Raw genomic sequence first — 18192 nt, 5'->3', positions numbered from 1 at the left:
TGCACGTACAGTGCGGTCAAGAGGGTGTCTAACTCGGTCGTCACAACCCGATGTTGGACACCCTCCCTGCGTCCGTGAACCCCGCAATAGGAACTTCGTCTAGGAGTGGTTCCCGCTGTTCGAGTTGTGCGACCAGGTCGCCACCCCGGCGACCGTCGAGTAACCAGCCGCGGACACAACTCCGTGGCGGAGCGGTCCAAGAACTATCGGTACCCCGCAGCCCGCCGGTTCGTCCCGTCGAGGGGCCGCGGCTACGCGTAGACGTAGTGGCCCGCGGTGCAGACCTCCTCCGAGCCCTTCACCAGGCAGCCCGTGAGTCGCAGCTTGGTCCCCTCATCGAGGTTGCCGGTATTCCATGGAGTCGTGTAGGGGGACGGCTCTCCCCGGGTGGAAGCCGTACGGGAGTAGCCGATCGTGACCGTACTGACCGTCGCCTCGACGCCCCACCCCTCTGCCGTGCTGTCACGCGCCCGCAGCGCGTCACCAGGAGTGGAGCCCACCGGGTCCGCGTGCCATTCCACGAATCCGGCGTAGGCACCGTTGGCGTAGAGGTAGTAGATCGCCGATTTGTTGGTCTGAGACCAGTACACGTCGTAGGTCAGCGTGGGAGCAGCCGCGGCTGTGCCTGCCCCGGAACCGAGGGAGATGCTGACGGCCATAGCGGTCGCGGCCAGAAGCGTGACGGTCCGTTTCGCGAATATCGACACCGTAATCCCGTCTGTAGCAAGAATGATCATGGACGGACGCGATTCTAGAGCCACCGTGGGGCAGGCGAACCCACATCGACGACACGTCCGCAGTCCGCTGCGGCCGGAAGGCCACCCAGCGACGTTCGGCCGCACCGCGCGAAAGGCGCGGCGGTACTCCCGAACGGCCCCGGGTCGTTCGCACCGATCGACCCGACCCTTCCAGCCGGCCAGGCGGCCGAGACGACTCGATCCACTTCGGATCATCCGCTGAGATCACCCCACCCATGCCCAGCCAACGCACCAACCGCCGCACCGATTACGGGACAACCTCTAGGACCAGGCTCGCGCGCGGATACGTGAACGCCTACGCAGCGCCCGGGAACAGCGCGAGAAGCCCGCAGCACGAAAGCGAGGCAGGGCGTCCGCGAACGCGAGGGGCGGCAACCGCAAGCAGCCACCGCCCCTCTCTCACGCCTCGCCTCAGGTCGTAGACCTCCGCCGCCGCGCCCCCGGCCGCCGCTCGCTCGGCCGGGTCACGGGGTCGCCCGCCTCGACCGCCGCGGCCCGCCGCCGCAGGCCGAAGTCCGCCAGCGCCTCCGCCAGTCTGTGCACGGACGGCTCGGGAGCCATCACGTCCACCCGCAGCCCGTGTTCCTCGGCCGTCTTTGCCGTGGCGGGACCGATACAGGCGATCACCGTCACGTTGTGCGGCTTCCCGGCGATGCCGACCAGGTTGCGCACTGTGGAGGACGAGGTGAACAGCACGGCGTCGAAACCACCGCCCTTGATCGCCTCGCGAGTCTCGGCCGGCGGCGGCGAGGCCCGCACGGTCCGGTACGCGGTGACGTCGTCGACCTCCCAGCCCAGCTCGATCAGCCCGGCGACCAGCGTCTCCGTGGCGATGTCGGCCCGGGGCAGGAACACCCGGTCGATCGGGTCGAAGACCGGGTCGTACGGCGGCCAGTCCTCCAGCAGCCCGGCGGCCGACTGCTCACCGCTCGGCACCAGATCCGGCTTCACACCGAACGCGATGAGCGCCTTGGCGGTCTGCTCGCCCACCGCCGCGACCTTGATCCCGGCGAAGGCACGCGCGTCGAGCCCGTACTCCTCGAACTTCTCCCGCACCGCCTTGACCGCGTTCACCGAGGTGAAGGCGATCCACTCGTAGCGCCCCGTCACGAGGCCCTTCACGGCCCGCTCCATCTGCTGCGGCGTGCGCGGCGGCTCGACCGCGATCGTCGGCACCTCGTGCGGTACGGCCCCGTACGAGCGCAGTTGGTCGGAGAGCGAGGCGGCCTGCTCCTTCGTACGCGGCACGAGGACCCGCCACCCGAAGAGCGGCTTGTTCTCGAACCACGACAGCTGGTCGCGCTGGGCCGCCGAGGAACGCTCGCCGACCACCACTATCACCGGCCGGCCGCCCTCGGGGGAGGGCAGCACCTTGGCCTGCTTCAGCGTCTGCGCGATCGTGCCGAGCGTCGCGGTCCAGGTGCGCTGCCGCGTCGTCGTACCGGCGACCGTCACGGTCATCGGCGTATCGGGCTTGCGGCCCGCCGCGACCAGCTCACCGGCGGCCGCGGCCACGGTCTCCAGCGTCGCCGAGACGACCACGGTGCCGTCCGACGCCCCGACCTCCGCCCAGCACCGGTCGGAGGCCGTGCGCGCGTCGACGAACCGCACGTCCGCGCCCTGCGCGTCCCGCAGCGGCACACCGGCGTACGCGGGCACGCCCACGGCGGCGGCCACACCGGGCACCACCTCGAACGGCACGCCGGCGGCGGCGCACGCCAGCATCTCCTCGGTGGCGTACGTGTCGAGTCCGGGGTCCCCGGACACCGCACGCACGACCCGCCTGCCGCCCCTCGCGGCCTCCATGACAAGATGTGCCGCATCCCGCACAGCGGGTGCACCAACGGTTGTTGACGCGCCGTCAACAACCGTCAGCTGAGGCGTGCCTGTGCCCGCATACGTATCCGCTGAAGTAGCCGCGGAAGAGGCAGAGGACGCCGCAGCCAGAGCCGACGGCGGGCTCGAGTCGGTGTCCAGTAGGGCGACGCCGGCGCGGGCGTGCGTACGCACCACGTCGAGCACATCGTGCTCGGCGATGAGAACGTCCGCGTTCGCCAGGGCCTCGACGGCGCGCAGTGTCAGCAGTCCCGGATCCCCGGGTCCGGCACCGAGGAAGGTGACGTGACCGTGGTCCGGACCGGCGGGAAGGGTGGTGGGGCTCAATGTGCTCGCTCCCCCATCAGACCGGCCGCGCCCTTAGCGAGCATCTCGGCGGCGAGTTCACGGCCGAGCGCCATTGCTTGGTCGTACGTCTCGGGCACGGGACCGGTGGTGGACAGCTGCACCAGCGTCGAGCCGTCGGTGGTGCCGACGACGCCGCGCAGGCGCATCTCCTTGACAGTCTGCCCGTCGTCCAGAAGGTCGGCGAACGCACCCACCGGTGCGCTGCAACCGGCCTCCAGGGCGGCGAGCAGGGACCGCTCGGCGGTCACGGCGGCCCGGGTGTCCGGGTCGTCGAGTCCGGCGAGCGCGGCGATCAGCTCCGCATCGGCTGCGGCGCATTCGATCGCCAGTGCCCCCTGGCCGGGGGCGGGCAAAACAGTGTCGACCGGGAGGAAGTCGGTCGCTTCGTCGATCCGTCCGATCCGGGTCAGTCCGGCGGCGGCCAGGACGACGGCGTCCAGCTCGCCCTTCCGTACGTACCCGATGCGCGTGTCGACGTTCCCGCGGATCGGCACCGTCTCGATCGTGAGCCCGTGACTGCGCGCGTAGGCGTTCAGCTGGGACATCCGGCGCGGCGAACCGGTACCGACCCGGGCGCCCGCGGGGAGCTGCTCGAAGGTCAGTCCGTCCCGGGCGACCAGTACGTCCCGCACGTCCGCGCGCACCGGCACGGCGGCCAGCGTCAGCTCGTCGGGGTGGGCGGTCGGCAGGTCCTTGAGGGAGTGCACGGCGAAGTCGACCTCGCCGCGCAGCAGCGCCTCGCGCAGCGCGGCGACGAACACGCCCGTGCCGCCGATCTGCGCGAGCTGCTCGCGGGAGACGTCGCCGTACGTCGTGATCTCCACGAGTTCGACGGGCCGCCCGGTCAGCCGGCGGACCGCGTCCGCCACCTGCCCGGACTGGGCCATGGCGAGTTTGCTTCGCCTGGTCCCGAGCCTCAGGGCCCTGTTGTGCGGCTCACTCATGATCGCCCTCGGTTCTCGGCGTTCGCTCCGGCGTACTGGCCGCCGGCTGTGCGCTGGTCGTCGCTGTCCTCGGCCCGGGACACGGCGGCGACCGTCTCCTGGTCCAGGTCGAACAGGGTCCGCAGCGCGTCCGCGTACCCGGCGCCGCCGGGTTCGGCCGCGAGCTGCTTGACCCGTACGGTCGGCGCGTGCAGCAGCTTGTCCACCACGCGCCGCACGGTCTGGGTGATCTCGCCCCGGTGCTTGTCGTCGAGGCCGGGCAGCCGGCCCTCCAGGCGGGCGATCTCGCTCGCGACGACATCGGCGGCCATGGCGCGCAGCGCCACGACGGTGGGTGTGATGTGCGCGGCACGCTGAGCGGCGCCGAAGGCGGCCACCTCGTCCGAAACGATCCTCCGCACCAGGTCGACGTCGGCGGCCATCGGCGCGTCGGCGGAGACCTCGGCGAGCGACTCGATGTCGACCAGCCGTACCCCGGCCAGCCGGTGCGCGGCCGCGTCGATGTCACGGGGCATCGCCAGGTCCAGCAGGGCCAGCACGGGCGCGGGCCGGGGCACCTCGACGACCGCCTCGGGGCGGCGCAGCTCGGTGATCCGTCCGCTGACGGCGACGGCCGCGACGAGCGCGGTGATCAGCTCGGCGTCGGCGGCGGGCGTACGCGGGGCCTCGCGCTCCGGCGTGCGGCGGCTCGCGCGCCGGTCGACGGTCGCGTTGTCCACCCAGGCCGCGTGCTGTTCCAGGGTGGCCGCGTCCATCCCGGCGACCGCGTCCTCCCCGTGCACGGAGAAGCCGCCGCCCTGGACTGCGGGCAGGTCGAGCGGGCAGTCGTCGTCGCTGCCGACGGAGGTCGGCGGCAGGGCCGCCCGTATGTCGGTACGGATCTCCGGGCGGGCCGCCGGTTGCGAGGGGGCGCCTTCGGGCACCCGGCCCTCGACGGCCGCCGCGACCATGCCGGCGGTCAGGACCAGGCCAGTGGCCCCCGTACAGGAGACCGCGATGTCAGCACGTGTCAGCTCGCCCGGCACCGACTCCATCGGTACCGCGCGGGCCAGCACGTCCGTTTCGCCCTGCTCGGTGAGGATCTGGGCGAGCCGCTCGGCCCGGTCGTACGTCCGGTTGGCGATCACGATCTCGCCCACGCCCGCGCGCGCGAGGGTCGCGGCGGCCAGCGAGGACATGGAGCCCGCGCCGATCACCACGGCCCGCTTGCCCCGGGCCCAGCTCCCGACGTCCGCGCCCGCGGTGAACTGCTCCAGACCGAAGGTCACCAGCGACTGCCCGGCCCGGTCGATCCCGGTCTCGGAGTGCGCCCGCTTGCCGACCCTGAGGCTCTGCTGGAACAGGTCGTTGAGCAGCCGCCCGGCGGTGTGCAGCTCCTGGGCGCGGGCCAGCGCGTCCTTGATCTGCCCGAGGATCTGCCCCTCGCCGACGACCATCGAGTCGAGCCCGCAGGCCACGGAGAACAGATGGTGGACGGCCCGGTCCTCGTAGTGCACGTACAGATACGGCGTGATCTCGTCGAGCCCGACCCCGCTGTGCCGGGCGAGCAGCGTGGACAGCTCGGCGACGCCCGCGTGGAACTTGTCCACGTCCGCGTACAGCTCGATGCGGTTGCACGTGGCGAGGAGAGCGGCCTCGGTGGCCGGCTCCGCGGCGACCGTGTCCTGAAGCAACTTGATCTGCGCGTCCAGGGACAGCGCCGCCCGCTCCAGCACGCTCACCGGAGCGCTGCGGTGGCTCAGTCCGACGACCAGGAGACTCATGCCGGCATCACGGCGGGGACATCCCCGTCGGGCCCTTTCCCGGATTCCTGGGGGGCCGGCGCCACGGCGGCGGCCTCGGCCGCGGCCTCCTCGCCGGCCTTGCGCTGCTCGTGGAACGCCAGGATCTGCAGTTCGATGGAGAGGTCCACCTTGCGGACGTCGACGCCGTCCGGCACGGAGAGGACGGTGGGCGCGAAGTTCAGGATCGACGTGATCCCGGCGGCGACCAGCCGGTCGCACACCTGCTGGGCGGCGCCGGCGGGCGTGGCGATCACACCGATCGACACACCGTTGTCGTCGATGATCTTTTCCAGCTCGTCCGTGTGCTGCACCGCGATACCCGCGACGGGCTTGCCCGCCATCGCCGGGTCGGCGTCTATCAACGCGGCCACCCGGAATCCACGGGAGGCGAACCCGCCGTAATTGGCCAGCGCGGCGCCGAGATTACCGATACCGACGATCACGACCGGCCAGTCCTGGGTCAGCCCGAGCTCACGCGAGATCTGGTAGACGAGATACTCGACGTCGTACCCCACACCCCTGGTCCCATAGGAACCGAGGTACGAGAAGTCCTTGCGCAGCTTCGCGGAGTTGACCCCCGCCGCGGCCGCGAGTTCCTCGGATGAAACGGTGGGTACCGAACGCTCGGAGAGCGCGGTCAGAGCACGGAGGTACAGCGGAAGCCTGGCGACGGTGGCCTCGGGAATCCCTCGGCTACGGGTCGCCGGTCGGTGAGTTCGGCCAGTTGCCACGGTGCTCCTGCGGGTAGAGCGGGGCTGCGGGCGGTCATGCGTCCCCAGACCGCCCCGTCGACAGCAGGCTATGTCTTTGTGAACGCGTGCACAAAGATGGTGTCCGATTTGCCCGGCCAACGTGACCGGGGTCACGCACACCCGACACGCGCGTACGGAACCGGCGCGCACGCACCGTCGTTCCTCACCGGACGCCTTGCACGACAGGGGCAAAACCGCACACTCTCCTCACGAATCCCGCCCCCGAGACCAACCAGCCCATCGATCCTAAGCGACTATTGGGACCACTTGGACTGGTCGGTCAGGTCACATCATCGTCACCTTGGTGCGAGGGCTTTGCGAAGGCGCTCCTCATCGACCCGCCAGAAGGTGTGCTGAGCACCGTCCACCAGCACGACCGGAATCTGCTCCCAGTACTGCCGGTGCAGTTCCGCATCCTCCTCGATGTCCTTCTTCTCCCAGGGAACGCCCAGCTCACCGCAGACCTTCCCGATCACCGCCTCGGCGTCGTCGCAAAGATGACACCCGGATTTCCCGATCAGTGTGACGAGACGCTCACCGGAATTCTTCGGCGTCCGCCGGAACATGGCACTCATGACGGCCATTGTCACCCCGCGCCCGACGTCCCCGCCTCTCGCTCACCACACAGCGCACGACCTGCCCTTTTCCCCATCGCGCGGGGCCTGTTGCGCACCGGGACACGCCGTCCGCGACACTTCTTTAACGGCACGGTCGCGGAGAGTTCACAGCCCGCGAACCTCTCGGCTCCGGAACCCCCGAACAGACTGGCTATGCTCACGACATGGCCGCTCTCGGATGGCTCACTCCCCGTAGGCGCTCCGCCACGGCGCGGAGCGTTTTGGCAGGCGAGGCCTCTGCGGAGGCAGCGCGCAAGTCCTCCCAGGAGTTGGAGGACATCTCCCCCGCACCCGACGCCGTCCAGGAACCGGTGTTCCCGGTTCTCGGCGACGACAGGGCCGCCGCGTTCTTCGATCTCGACAACACCGTCATGCAGGGCGCCTCGCTCTTCCACTTCGGCCGCGGCCTGTACAAGCGGAAGTTCTTCGAGACCCGCGACCTCGCCCGATTCGCCTGGCAGCAGGCATGGTTCAGGCTGGCGGGGTCCGAGGACCCCGAGCACATGCAGGACGCCCAGAACTCCGCGCTCTCCATCGTCCAGGGCCACCGCGTCGCCGAACTGACGATCATCGGCGAGGAGATCTACGACGAGTACATGGCCGAGCGCATCTGGCCGGGCACCCGCGCCCTGGCCCAGGCCCACCTCGACGCCGGCCAGAAGGTCTGGCTCGTCACGGCCGCGCCGGTGGAGATCGCCCAGGTGATCGCCCGCCGCCTCGGCCTGACCGGCGCCCTGGGCACGGTCGCCGAGTCCGTCGACGGCGTCTACACCGGCAAGCTGGTCGGCGAACCGCTGCACGGCCCCGCCAAGGCCGAGGCCGTGCGCGCCCTGGCCGTCGCGGAGAGCCTCGACCTCTCCCGCTGCGCCGCGTACAGCGACTCCCACAACGACATCCCGATGCTGTCGCTCGTGGGTCACCCGTACGCCATCAACCCCGACAGCAAACTCCGCAAGCACGCCCGGGACATGGACTGGCGTCTGCGGGACTACCGCACCGCCCGCAAGGCCGCCAAGGTCGGCCTCCCCGCGGCGGCGGGCGTGGGCGCGGTGGCCGGCGGCACGGCGGCCGCGATCGCCCTGCACCGCCGTCGCCGCTGATCCGGACCGAACGGAACCGTCCGCCGTTCTTCGAACGCCGGAGGGGCTGGGAAACCAGCCCCTCCGGCGTTCGTGCGTCGGGCCCCCGCGACCCCGCATTCCAGCCGTCCTACCCCCATGACACCCCCCTCAGTCACGCCGTCCGCACCCGACCACAACACGCCCCACACCCAGACGGAACACGAACCCAATCGGTCAACAACCGATCACGGACACGTACTTGGGCAGCCGCCAATCAGTAACAGAAGCGACGTAATCGATGATTTGAGCAACTGGGTGTAGCAGTGCCTGCACGAAGCGTTATTCTCCTCAAACGCAAACCGGTACCCCTCCGTCGCTACGACGGGTGAAAGGTTCCGCACTGCACGTGATGGAAGCTCTGCCTCTGGGAGTCCCGTGTACCCACACGTCGGGGTTGACGCCTCGGGCCTGGCTACGCTGCGCGCGACAGTCAACCAACTGTTGCGCGGCTTCGTCCCCACCGCGTACGCCGTCCCCGCCCTCGCCACCTCCGCCGCGCCCGTCGGCCCGTGCTACGCACTGGCCGACGGCAGCGCGGCGGTAGGCAGACGAGGCCGTTCGGGATCCACCGCCACGACCACCCGCCGTCCCGCCGCGGACAGCGACAGCGCCCGCATGATGGACCTCGTCGAACGCGCCCAGTCCGGCGAGGCCGACGCCTTCGGTCGCCTGTACGACCAGTACAGCGACACGGTCTACCGCTACATCTACTACCGCGTGGGCGGCAAGGCGACCGCCGAGGACCTCACCAGCGAGACGTTCCTGCGCGCCCTGCGGCGCATCGGCACGTTCACCTGGCAGGGCCGCGACTTCGGCGCCTGGCTGGTCACGATCGCCCGCAACCTGGTGGCCGACCACTTCAAGTCCAGCCGTTTCCGGCTGGAGGTCACCACAGGCGAGATGCTCGACGCCAACGAGGTCGAGCGCTCCCCCGAGGACTCCGTCCTGGAGTCCCTCTCCAACGCGGCCCTCCTCGAAGCCGTACGCCGCCTCAACCCCCAGCAGCAGGAGTGCGTCACGCTCCGCTTCCTGCAGGGCCTCTCCGTCGCCGAGACCGCCCGCGTCATGGGCAAGAACGAGGGCGCGATCAAGACCCTCCAGTACCGCGCGGTCCGCACCCTCGCCCGCCTCCTCCCGGACGACGCCCGCTGACCCCGCCGACCGGGACCACCGGCCCTGAGCGACACCGCGCCGAGGGCGGCGATCGGACACGCTCCGCGATCCTCAACTGACCCTCCGTCTAGGTCGGTTGACTTCCTCGCCCAATCACCCGCCGTCCGTAACCCAAGTGCCACGCCGCTCGTTGTGCGGGATACAGGCTCCCTGTGGTCGCGCCTGGCCGACACCGATCACTCGATCGTGTGGACCGGCCGGGGACGTGCAACCCTCAGGACCCCCTGGGGAGTCGACCGTCATGACGAGAGGAGGTGCCGCCAGTGATCGCGAACGTATCGGCGCACCGGCGGGCGAACGCCTTCGCCCAGGCCCTGGAGGAGCTGTCCGACCAGGGCACGGCGGCCGAGCGGCCCGAGGGATCGGAACCGGCCCCGGCAGCGCGACAGACCGAACAGGGCCAGATGCTGGCCCTCACCACCGGTCTCGACGAGCTGCCCAAGCCGGTGCTCGACCCCGAGGTCAAGGTCGTCCATCGCGCCCAGTTGGTGGCCGCGATGGAAGCCATGCTGCGGGACGGCACGCTGCCGGGGCGCGAGGCGTCGGACCCTTCGGTACCCGAACAGCGATCGGGCAAGGCGCGGGGCGCGCACCGGGCAAGTCCGCTGGGCAGGCTGCGACCACGGTCCCGTCTGACGAAGGGTCTCGCCGCGGGCGGGCTCAGCGTCGGCGTGGCCGCGAGCGCCTTCGGCGGCGTGGCAGCCGCCAGTTCGGACGCCCTGCCCGGTGACTCGCTCTACGGCCTGAAGCGCGGCATCGAGGACGTGAAACTCACCCTGGCCGACGACAGCGACGACCGGGGACGGCTCTATCTGGACCAGGCGTCGACCCGGCTCGGCGAGGCCCGCCGCCTCATGGAGCGCGGCCGGGGCGGACAGCTCGACCACGAGTCCCTCGGCGAGATCCGCCGCGCCCTCACCGGGATGCGGCACGACGCCTCCGAGGGCCACCGCCTGCTCCACGAGGCGTACGAGCGAGATCCGGAGTCCCTGGGCCCCATCCGGGCCCTCTCGGCGTTCTCCCGGTCCCATCGCCATGCCTGGGGCGCGCTGCGCGACCGGCTGCCCGTGCAGCTCGGAGACGTGAGCCGACAGGTCTCGTCGGTCTTCGACGCCATAGACGACGAGGTCGCCCCGCACTCGTCGCTCCTGCCCCCTCAGCCCTCCCCGGGCGGCGACGGCAGGCAGCGCTCCACGGGCTCCGGCACCCCCGGCACCACCGACCCCGGCCGCCCGGCCCCGAGCGCCCCCGAAGGCTCGACCGGCGGCGACAGCGAGGACACCACCGGCAAGCCCAAGCCGTCCACCTCGGCCGGCGGCGGCGAGGGCCTCGTCGGCGGCACCACCGGCGGACTGCTCGACCCGCCGCAGCAGGACACCGCCACCACCGCCCCGTCCACCGGCAGGTCCACCCCGGCCGAACAGCCCGACGTCACCCTCCCGCCCCTCCTCCCGGGCCTCCTGCCGGGCCTGGGCATCGACGGCCAGAACAGCGACTGACCCCTGAAGACGGTGGGGGCGCCCTTCTCGAAGAAGGGCGCCCCCACCGTCGTACGACCGCCGCGGCGGCTAGAAGAACACCGACCGCCGCTGCACCAGCAGCTTGTACAGGGTGTGCTGGATCTGCTCGCGCACCTGGTCGGTCAGGTTGAACATCAGCATCGGGTCCTCGGCGGCCTCCGGCGGATAGCCGTCCGTCGGGATCGGCTCACCGAACTGGATCGTCCACTTCGTCGGCAGCGGCACCGCACCCAGCGGACCGAGCAACGGGAACGTCGGCGTGATCGGGAAGTACGGGAAGCCCAGCAGCCGGGCGATCGTCTTCGAGTTCCCGATCATCGGGTAGATCTCCTCCGCGCCCACGATCGAGCACGGGATGATCGGCGTGCCGGCGCGCAGGGCGGTGGAGACGAAGCCACCGCGGCCGAAGCGCTGCAGCTTGTAGCGCTCCCCGAAGGGCTTGCCGAGGCCCTTGAAGCCCTCCGGCATGACCCCGACCAGCTCGCCCTGCTGCAGCAGCCGTGAGGCGTCCTCCGCGCACGCGAGGGTGTGGCCGAGCTTGCGGGCCAGCTCGTTGACCACCGGCAGCATGAAGACCAGGTCCGCCGCGAGCAGCCGCAGATGCCGCCCGGTGGGGTGGTTGTCGTGCACGGCGACCTGCATCATCAGGCCGTCCAGCGGCAGCGTCCCCGAGTGGTTGGAGACGATCAGGGCGCCGCCGTCCGTCGGGATGTTCTCGATGCCCTTCACCTCGACCCGGAAGTACTTCTCGTACACCGGCCGCAGCAGGGACATCAGCACCTGGTCGGTGAGTTCGGCGTCGTAGCCGAAGTCGTCGACCTCGTAGTCACCGGTGAGCCGCTTGCGCAGGAACGCGAGCCCGCCCGCGATCCGGCGCTCCAGGCCGCCGCCGTCGTGTGCCTCGGCGGCCTCCAGGGGCGGCTCCGGCTTCTCCCGTGTCACAGGAACATCATCGGTGCTGGTCGGCCGTCCGGGGAGGGCCTGGACCTCGCCGGATTCACGAACATCCCGGACGACCGCGTTGTCGCCCTTGCGCCGGCTCCCCGTACTCCGCCGACGCGGCGGGCGCTGCAGGGCGCCGCCGCGCGTCCGGTCGTCGTCGAAGGGAATGACCTTGGCATCCGCCATCGTTGATGCGCTCCTCAGTTGGCGCTCTGCGTCGGGGGGTGGCCGCCGCCCGGCGTGGACACGGGCAGGGCGGCGATCCGGTCGATGGCCCCAGCGAGGGCCTCCGGGGGCAGGAGGCCGGGGCCCCTGCTGCGGGCGAAGTCGGCGAAGGTCTCCGTGGTCGTGTATCTGGCCCGGTAGCCCAGTGTCTCGCGCATCTGGTTCGTCGACACGACCCGCCCATGGGTCAGCAGCCGCAGCTGCTCCGGCGAGAAGTCGGTGAAGCCCAGTGTGCGGACCATCGAGCCGACCCAGCTCACGGCCGGCATCAGCAGCGGCACCGTCGGCCGGCCGAGGCGCCGCGCGCACTGCGACAGCAGCAGGACACCGTCACCCGCGATGTTGAACGTGCCGCTGTTGAGCGTGCCCCGCGCCGGCTCGTGCGAGGCGATCCGCAGCACCTCGATGACGTCGTCCTCGTGCACGAACTGCAGCCGCGGGTCGTAGCCCAGCACGGTCGGCAGCACCGGCAGCGAGAAGTACGAGGCGAGCGGTGAATCCGCGCTCGGTCCGAGGATGTTCGCGAACCGCAGCACGCACACGGCCACATCGGGCCGCCGCCGGGCGAATCCCCGTACGTACCCCTCGACCTCGACGGTGTCCTTGGCGAAGCCGCCGCTGGGCAGCGACTTGGGCGGCATGGTCTCGGTGAACACGGCCGGGTCACGCGGCGCGGACCCGTACACGTTCGTACTGGACTTCACGACCAGCCGCTTGACCAGCGGGGACTTCTGGCAGGCACCGAGCAGCTGCATGGTGCCGATGACGTTGGTCTCCTTCAGCGTGGCCCGGCCGCCGCTGCCCAGAGGGGTGCCCGTGACGTCCATGTGCACCACGGTGTCCACGTTGTGCTCGGCCAGCAGCCGGGCTATGGCCGGCTGCCTGATGTCGGCCTGCACGAAGTCCGCGCCGCCCAGATGATGTGCCGGGGGCACCGCGTCGACCGCGATGACCCGGTCGACCTGCGGGTCACGCTGGATTCGCCGCACGAAACGGCCTCCCAGCTGACGGGCCACCCCGGTGACGAGCACGACCTTCCCCAAGATCAGCGCCTTCCTTCCAGACGTCCGCTCACATAGGCGTAACTCTGCTCGTTCTCTGCCGCGTTCCCCGTGTGCCGCCACGTTAGCGGTTCGATGTTGCGGAGTGGTGACCACGACCCCGTCAATGACCGGCAAAAACAGTGAACGCCGAAACGGTGAACGCCGAAAACACCGTGGCCCCCCACCGCATTCGGTGGAGGGCCACGGCAACGCGCTCTCAACAGCGCTCGCGCAAGAAAGCAAGGCGTGCGGCCCCCTTACGCGCGGGGGGCCGGCCAGGACCCCGTTGCCGGGGCCGGACCGCCTTACTTCTTGTTGCGACGCTGAACGCGGGTGCGCTTGAGCAGCTTGCGGTGCTTCTTCTTAGCCATCCGCTTGCGCCGCTTCTTGATAACAGAGCCCACGACTACCCTCGCTCACTTCTCATCACTCGGCGTTTGGGCGCCATGGGCCCATACGACCTACGAGGGGCTAGCCTACCCGTCCGAGCGCTGAGGTCGTAATCGAGGGGGAGCGGGGGGCTTCCGGAGGTACCGCACGTCCTCCGGGAGCCCCTCGGCCCCGGTGGCCGTCAGGCCGTCTCCACCCCCACATAGCTCTCGCGGAGGTACTCGTGTACCGCTTGCTCCGGCACCCGGAAGGACCTGCCCACCCGGATCGCCGGCAGATGACCGCTGTGCACCAGGCGGTACACGGTCATCTTCGACACTCGCATCACCGAGGCGACTTCCGCCACGGTCAGGAACTGAACCTCGTTCAGAGGCCTCTCGCCAGCTGCAGCCATGACACACCTGAACCTTCCGCACTCGACGGCCACCGGCTTCCCCTTCCGGTGACTCTTCGTCGTTGCGTGCTCACTCCCCAATGTAGGGGCGGGTGATGCGAGTGGGGAAGAGGGGATGCCATCGGCGGCCTACTGTGACAGACACGCCCGATTGAGTACGTAGCGGGTCAGTGGTCGGTAGTAATCAGACCGCACACCGTCATCAAGTGGAACGGCGACGGACACGCGCCCCTCCGCCTCACCCACGAAGAGCGCCGGATCGTCCGTGTCGGCGAGTCCGATCGCCTCGAACCCCAGCTGACCTGCCCCGCAGACCCATCCATGGTCGCCGACCACGAGTTCCGGGAGCGGCCCGCCGGCCTCCGCCGCGGCCGCCAGAACCGTCCGAACCGGGAGCGGCGAGTGGGTGTGCACGCCGGTCGCACAACCGGAGCGCAAGGCAGGCGCCTCGCGGACGACGGCGACTCCTCGTACGTAGTCGAGGTTGTGCGTGCGTAGACCGAACCGGGTCGTTATGTCGACACGTCTACCCCTTGCCGGGGTGAGAACTTCACATCCTGCCGCCGACATGGCGTCTGCCAACGCGCCGTAGAAACCGATCAGCCGATGCGGGTGCCCGGTACCGAAGAGCACCGTCCCGCCACTGCGAGCGACCGCCGCGACACGTTCCGCAAAGCGGTCCAGCGCACCCATCGTGCGCTCGGGGTCAATGACATCCTGCCCTGAAGTGCATCCCGGATCGGCCGAAACTCCACACTTCTCCGCCATCAGATCGAGCACGTCCCGCTGCCGCCAGGACAGTTCCGGATCAAGTCCGATCAGAAACCGAGGGTCCCGGGCCGCGAACAACCGATAGCTCCGCAGACTCGCCTCCCGAGCGGTGGCGACAGGCCCGGCCAGCCCGCAGGCCACCAGATGCTCCCGCAACGCCGCGCCACTCACCACGCCCCGATGCTGACGCACAGCCCGCCCCACCACCCCGAAAACCCCCGTTCCACCACACAGTTGGCGTAACCCCTCCCAGAGGCGCGGGGAACCGCACGAACGGGGTCCGGGGCGGAGCCCCGAATCGTTGACGGGGCCGAAGGAGCGCCCAGCCTCCGGGGACGGGTAGGGGCGGGTAGGGGCGGCGGGGCGAGAAAACCTCTAGGGCAACAACCCCCGCAACGGAAACACAGCCTTCCGCGTGGCCAACACCGCCTGATCCAACCGATCGGCGGGGTCGTACCCGGCCTCCCACCCGGCCCACTCCACAGGCCACCGGCCATCGGTCATCCGCGCCGGCGCCAGCTGCCGCGTCCGGGCGAACACCTGCTGCCGCCACTCCTCGGGAATCGCACGCTCCGGCGCGATCTCCCGCCCCGCCGCGATCGCCACCAGATGCGTCCACGACCGCGGCACCACATCCACCACCGCGTACCCGCCCCCGCCGAGCGCGACCCACCGCCCGTCGGCGTACGCGTGGGCCAGCTCGTGCAACGCCATCTGCACCGCCCGCTGGGCGTCCAGCGACACCGCCAGGTGCGCCAGCGGGTCGTCGAAGTGGGTGTCGGCCCCGTGCTGGGTCACCAGCACCTGCGGCCGGAAGTCCGCGATCAGCTCCGGCACCACCGCGTGGAACGCCCGCACCCACCCCGCGTCCCCGGTCCCCGCCGGCAGCGCCACGTTCACGGCCGACCCCTCCGCCCCCCGCGAGGCTCCCGTCTCCTCCGGCCACCCCGTCTGCGGGAACAGGGTCCGCGGATGTTCGTGCAGCGAGATCGTGAGAACCCGCGGGTCCTCCCAGAACGCCGCCTGCACTCCGTCGCCGTGGTGCACGTCCACATCCACGTACGCGACCCGCTCCGCCCCCAGTTCCAGCAGCCGGGCGATGGCGAGCGACGCGTCGTTGTAGATGCAGAACCCCGACGCACCCCCGGGCATCGCGTGGTGCAGCCCGCCCGCGAAGTTCACCGCGTGCAGCACGTCCCCGCGCCACACGGCCTCCGCCGCCCCCACCGACTGCCCCGCGATGACCGCGGACACCTCGTGCATGCCGGCGAAGGCCGGATCGTCCACGGTCCCCAGCCCGTACGCGCCGTCCGCGCTCCGGGGATCGGCGGACGCGGCCCTGACCGCCGCCACGTAGTCCTCGCGGTGCACGAGCCGCAGGGTCGACTCCCCCGCCGGCTTCGCCGCCACGACGTCCATCTCCCGGTCCAGCCCGAAGGCGCTCACCAGGCTCCGGGTCAGCGCCAGCCGGACCGGATCCATCGGATGGTCCGGGCCGAAGTCATAGCCCGTTACTGCCTCGTCCCACATCAGCTGTGCGCGGCCGCTCATGCCCGCCACCGTATCGGTCCGGTTCAGTCTCGAACGACCGGGCGTACACCAACGTCACCAGCACCAGAACCATCGGTACGAGCATCGCCCCGCGATAGCTCCAGAGGTCACCCAGGGCCCCCACCAACGGAGAACCGATCAGGAAACCGACATAGTTGAAGATGTTCAGGCGCGCGACGGCGGCGTCCGAAGCCCCGGGGAAGAGTCGTCCGGCCGCGGCGAACGTCTGCGGCACCAGCACACACAGCCCGAGCCCCAGCAGCGTGAACCCGAGCATCCCCACCCAGGCCCCCGGCGCGCCCGCCACCACGGCGAAGCCGACCGCCGCCACCACCGCTCCGGCCCGCACGACGGCCGCGGCCCCGAACCTCCGCACCCCGAAGTCCCCGATGGAACGCCCGAGCAGCGTGGTGATCATGTAGACGTTGTACGGAACGGTCGACAGCTGGTCCGAGCTGCCGAGAACGTCCTGCAGATACTTCGCGCTCCAGTTGGAGACGGTCGAGTCGCCGATATAGGCGAAGCACATCACCAGACAGAGCGGCAGCAGCAACTTGAAGGCGACGTTCCCGCCCTCCGCGGCGGCTGCCGGAACCTTGTCCTCGGGACCGCTCCCGTCCACGTACCACCGGCTCCCCACCAGGGCGGCCGGCAGCAGTACGACTCCCACCGGCAGGTACAGGGACAGCAGAGCCAGATCCCAGTGCGCTCCCACCCAGGCCAGTGAGGCCCCGGCTATCCCGCCCAGGCTGTACACGGCGTGGAAACCGAGCATGATGCTCCGCCCGTACGACCGCTGCAGGCTCACCCCGAGCATGTTCATGGACGCGTCCAGCGCTCCGACCGCCAGCCCGAAGGCCGCCAGCGAGGCACCCAGGACGATCATCTGGTCACCGGCACCCACACCGAGCAGCGCCAGGAGCACGACGGGCTGGGACCACCTCAGCACCTGGCTCGGTGGCACTCGCTTCACGAGGTGCTCGGTGCAGACGCTGCCGACTCCGGCGAGGACCGGCACGGCGGCGAGGAAGGCGGGCAACAGCGCGTCGGAGACGCCGTACCGGTCCTGAATGGCCGGAATCCGCGTCACGAGCAGCGCGAAGGCGACGCCCTGAGCGAAGAAGCTGAACGCCAACGCGGCCCTACCGCGCCGCAGCACATCTGTCATGGCGGCACAGTAGGGGGCACGGCCTACTCATGGGTAGAGGAAGTTGAATACTGCTCAACTAAGCAGGTCGAGCAGCTCTCCCATGTCCGAAAAGTACCCTCTGGCGCCGGGCAGCTTCCCGGCGGGCGTCATCGCCGTATACCCGTACACATCCATCCCGGCCGCGAGCCCAGCCCGCACCCCGAGAGGACTGTCCTCGACGACGGCACACCGCTCCGGAGCGACGTCCATCCGTTCGGCCGCGTGCAGGAAGAGATCCGGAGCCGGCTTGCCCCGCCCCACGTCCTGCGCACTGAACACGAGTCCCTCCCCGAACCACCGGTCGAGCCCGGTCGTCCGATGCCCCACCCGGATCCGCTCATGGCTTCCGGACGACGCCACGCAGTACGGCACCCCGTCCGCGACCAGCTTCTCCAGGACCGTGACCACACCCGGCACGGGCTGCAACTCCCGTTCGAACCCGGCGAACACCCGCTGATGGAAGACGTCGTCGAAGTCCGCCGGCAGTGTCTGCCCGGTCCGCTCCAGCACCAGCTCGTGGATCCGGTGCATGGCCGACCCCATGTAGTCCCGGATGGAGTCCTCGTACGAGGTCGGGTGCCCGAGTTCGGTGAGGTACTCGGCGAGGAGCCGGTTGGAGATGGGCTCGCTGTCGACGAGAACACCGTCATTGTCGAAGATCACGAGGTCGTAGCGCATGGTCCGACCCTAAACGAAGCCCAAACGCAGAAAACCCCCGCCGGTTTCCCGACAGGGGTTTTCTCAATATTTGTTCGGCGGCGTCCTACTCTCCCACAGGGTCCCCCCTGCAGTACCATCGGCGCTGTAAGGCTTAGCTTCCGGGTTCGGAATGTA

17 protein-coding genes and 1 rRNA gene are annotated in these 18192 nt (G+C 70.2%); 3 read left to right on the top strand and 15 right to left on the bottom strand.

The window, feature by feature from the left end:
* Nucleotides 1–251: 251 nt before the first annotated feature.
* The 6 genes from ACZ6BB_RS41680 to ACZ6BB_RS41655 form a co-directional block, all read right to left on the bottom strand.
* The gene (locus tag ACZ6BB_RS41680) at nucleotides 252–590 is read right to left on the bottom strand and encodes a hypothetical protein (protein WP_471620295.1); all 339 of its coding nucleotides are present in this window, start codon (nucleotides 588–590) and stop codon (nucleotides 252–254) included.
* Nucleotides 591–1169: 579 nt separating this feature from the next.
* On the bottom strand, nucleotides 1170–2921 hold the full coding sequence (locus tag ACZ6BB_RS41675) for a bifunctional uroporphyrinogen-III C-methyltransferase/uroporphyrinogen-III synthase (protein WP_471620294.1): 1752 nt from the start codon (nucleotides 2919–2921) through the stop codon (nucleotides 1170–1172).
* Complete coding sequence (hemC, locus tag ACZ6BB_RS41670) at nucleotides 2918–3886, bottom strand: hydroxymethylbilane synthase (protein WP_471620293.1); 969 nt, start codon at nucleotides 3884–3886, stop codon at nucleotides 2918–2920. Before hemC ends, ACZ6BB_RS41675 begins: the two co-directional genes overlap by 4 nt.
* On the bottom strand, nucleotides 3883–5649 hold the full coding sequence (locus tag ACZ6BB_RS41665) for a glutamyl-tRNA reductase (protein ID WP_471620292.1): 1767 nt from the start codon (nucleotides 5647–5649) through the stop codon (nucleotides 3883–3885). Before ACZ6BB_RS41665 ends, hemC begins: the two co-directional genes overlap by 4 nt.
* On the bottom strand, nucleotides 5646–6401 hold the full coding sequence (locus ACZ6BB_RS41660; protein WP_013001613.1) for a redox-sensing transcriptional repressor Rex: 756 nt from the start codon (nucleotides 6399–6401) through the stop codon (nucleotides 5646–5648). The genes ACZ6BB_RS41665 and ACZ6BB_RS41660 overlap by 4 nt, the downstream gene beginning before the upstream one ends.
* 317 nt (nucleotides 6402–6718) lie before the next feature.
* Nucleotides 6719–7006 carry a glutaredoxin family protein gene (locus ACZ6BB_RS41655; RefSeq protein WP_471620291.1) on the bottom strand — a complete coding sequence of 96 codons (288 nt, stop codon included), beginning with the start codon at nucleotides 7004–7006 and terminating at the stop codon, nucleotides 6719–6721.
* Between the two features lie 197 nt (nucleotides 7007–7203).
* Here ACZ6BB_RS41655 and ACZ6BB_RS41650 point away from each other — a divergent pair, with 197 nt between their 5' ends.
* The 3 genes from ACZ6BB_RS41650 (at nucleotide 7204) to ACZ6BB_RS41640 (ending at nucleotide 10832) form a co-directional block, all read left to right on the top strand.
* Nucleotides 7204–8139, top strand: coding sequence for an HAD family hydrolase (locus tag ACZ6BB_RS41650; protein ID WP_078580134.1), 936 nt, complete (start codon nucleotides 7204–7206; stop codon nucleotides 8137–8139).
* Between the two features lie 396 nt (nucleotides 8140–8535).
* The gene (locus ACZ6BB_RS41645) at nucleotides 8536–9312 is read left to right on the top strand and encodes an ECF subfamily RNA polymerase sigma factor, BldN family (protein ID WP_020113793.1); all 777 of its coding nucleotides are present in this window, start codon (nucleotides 8536–8538) and stop codon (nucleotides 9310–9312) included.
* Nucleotides 9313–9596: 284 nt separating this feature from the next.
* Entirely contained in the window at nucleotides 9597–10832 is a 1236-nt protein-coding gene (locus ACZ6BB_RS41640) for a DUF5667 domain-containing protein (protein WP_471620290.1), read from the top strand.
* Between the two features lie 69 nt (nucleotides 10833–10901).
* Here ACZ6BB_RS41640 and ACZ6BB_RS41635 read toward each other — a convergent pair whose 3' ends face one another.
* The 9 genes from ACZ6BB_RS41635 to rrf all read right to left on the bottom strand — a co-directional run.
* Nucleotides 10902–11981, bottom strand: coding sequence for a lysophospholipid acyltransferase family protein (locus tag ACZ6BB_RS41635; protein WP_471620289.1), 1080 nt, complete (start codon nucleotides 11979–11981; stop codon nucleotides 10902–10904).
* Nucleotides 11982–11995: 14 nt separating this feature from the next.
* Nucleotides 11996–13063, bottom strand: a complete 1068-nt coding sequence (locus ACZ6BB_RS41630; RefSeq protein WP_318814609.1) for an NAD-dependent epimerase/dehydratase family protein — start codon at nucleotides 13061–13063, stop codon at nucleotides 11996–11998.
* 305 nt (nucleotides 13064–13368) lie between these two features.
* Complete coding sequence (locus ACZ6BB_RS41625; protein ID WP_003948845.1) at nucleotides 13369–13467, bottom strand: 30S ribosomal protein bS22; 99 nt, start codon at nucleotides 13465–13467, stop codon at nucleotides 13369–13371.
* A 167-nt stretch (nucleotides 13468–13634) separates the two neighbouring features.
* Nucleotides 13635–13847: a helix-turn-helix domain-containing protein gene (locus ACZ6BB_RS41620; RefSeq protein WP_004984898.1), complete on the bottom strand. Its 213-nt coding sequence runs from the start codon at nucleotides 13845–13847 to the stop codon at nucleotides 13635–13637.
* A gap of 129 nt (nucleotides 13848–13976) precedes the next feature.
* The gene (locus ACZ6BB_RS41615; protein ID WP_471620288.1) at nucleotides 13977–14792 is read right to left on the bottom strand and encodes a phosphatase; all 816 of its coding nucleotides are present in this window, start codon (nucleotides 14790–14792) and stop codon (nucleotides 13977–13979) included.
* 201 nt (nucleotides 14793–14993) lie between these two features.
* A complete protein-coding gene (locus ACZ6BB_RS41610) occupies nucleotides 14994–16169 on the bottom strand; it encodes an acetoin utilization protein AcuC (RefSeq protein ID WP_471620287.1) in 1176 nt (391 codons plus the stop codon).
* The gene (locus tag ACZ6BB_RS41605) at nucleotides 16120–17337 is read right to left on the bottom strand and encodes an MFS transporter (RefSeq protein WP_471620286.1); all 1218 of its coding nucleotides are present in this window, start codon (nucleotides 17335–17337) and stop codon (nucleotides 16120–16122) included. Before ACZ6BB_RS41605 ends, ACZ6BB_RS41610 begins: the two co-directional genes overlap by 50 nt.
* A 54-nt stretch (nucleotides 17338–17391) precedes the next feature.
* Complete coding sequence (locus tag ACZ6BB_RS41600; protein ID WP_471620285.1) at nucleotides 17392–18036, bottom strand: HAD family hydrolase; 645 nt, start codon at nucleotides 18034–18036, stop codon at nucleotides 17392–17394.
* A 72-nt stretch (nucleotides 18037–18108) separates the two neighbouring features.
* Nucleotides 18109–18192 (bottom strand): 5S ribosomal RNA (gene rrf / locus ACZ6BB_RS41595); the annotation flags it as partial.

Source organism: Streptomyces sp. NPDC041108, from assembly GCF_055592645.1.
The sequence above is the reverse complement of the archived record's forward strand: the minus strand, read 5'-3'. Positions and strand labels throughout refer to the sequence as shown.

Coding starts and splice junctions, on each gene's coding strand:
- ACZ6BB_RS41600 (WP_471620285.1), bottom strand. CDS start 18,036: ATGCGCTACGACCTCGTGATCTTCGACAATGACGGTGTTCTCGTCGAC.
- hemC (WP_471620293.1), bottom strand. CDS start 3,886: ATGAGTGAGCCGCACAACAGGGCCCTGAGGCTCGGGACCAGGCGAAGC.
- ACZ6BB_RS41655 (WP_471620291.1), bottom strand. CDS start 7,006: ATGGCCGTCATGAGTGCCATGTTCCGGCGGACGCCGAAGAATTCCGGT.
- ACZ6BB_RS41605 (WP_471620286.1), bottom strand. CDS start 17,337: ATGACAGATGTGCTGCGGCGCGGTAGGGCCGCGTTGGCGTTCAGCTTC.
- ACZ6BB_RS41665 (WP_471620292.1), bottom strand. CDS start 5,649: ATGAGTCTCCTGGTCGTCGGACTGAGCCACCGCAGCGCTCCGGTGAGC.
- ACZ6BB_RS41650 (WP_078580134.1), top strand. CDS start 7,204: ATGGCCGCTCTCGGATGGCTCACTCCCCGTAGGCGCTCCGCCACGGCG.
- ACZ6BB_RS41620 (WP_004984898.1), bottom strand. CDS start 13,847: ATGGCTGCAGCTGGCGAGAGGCCTCTGAACGAGGTTCAGTTCCTGACC.
- ACZ6BB_RS41610 (WP_471620287.1), bottom strand. CDS start 16,169: ATGAGCGGCCGCGCACAGCTGATGTGGGACGAGGCAGTAACGGGCTAT.
- ACZ6BB_RS41635 (WP_471620289.1), bottom strand. CDS start 11,981: ATGGCGGATGCCAAGGTCATTCCCTTCGACGACGACCGGACGCGCGGC.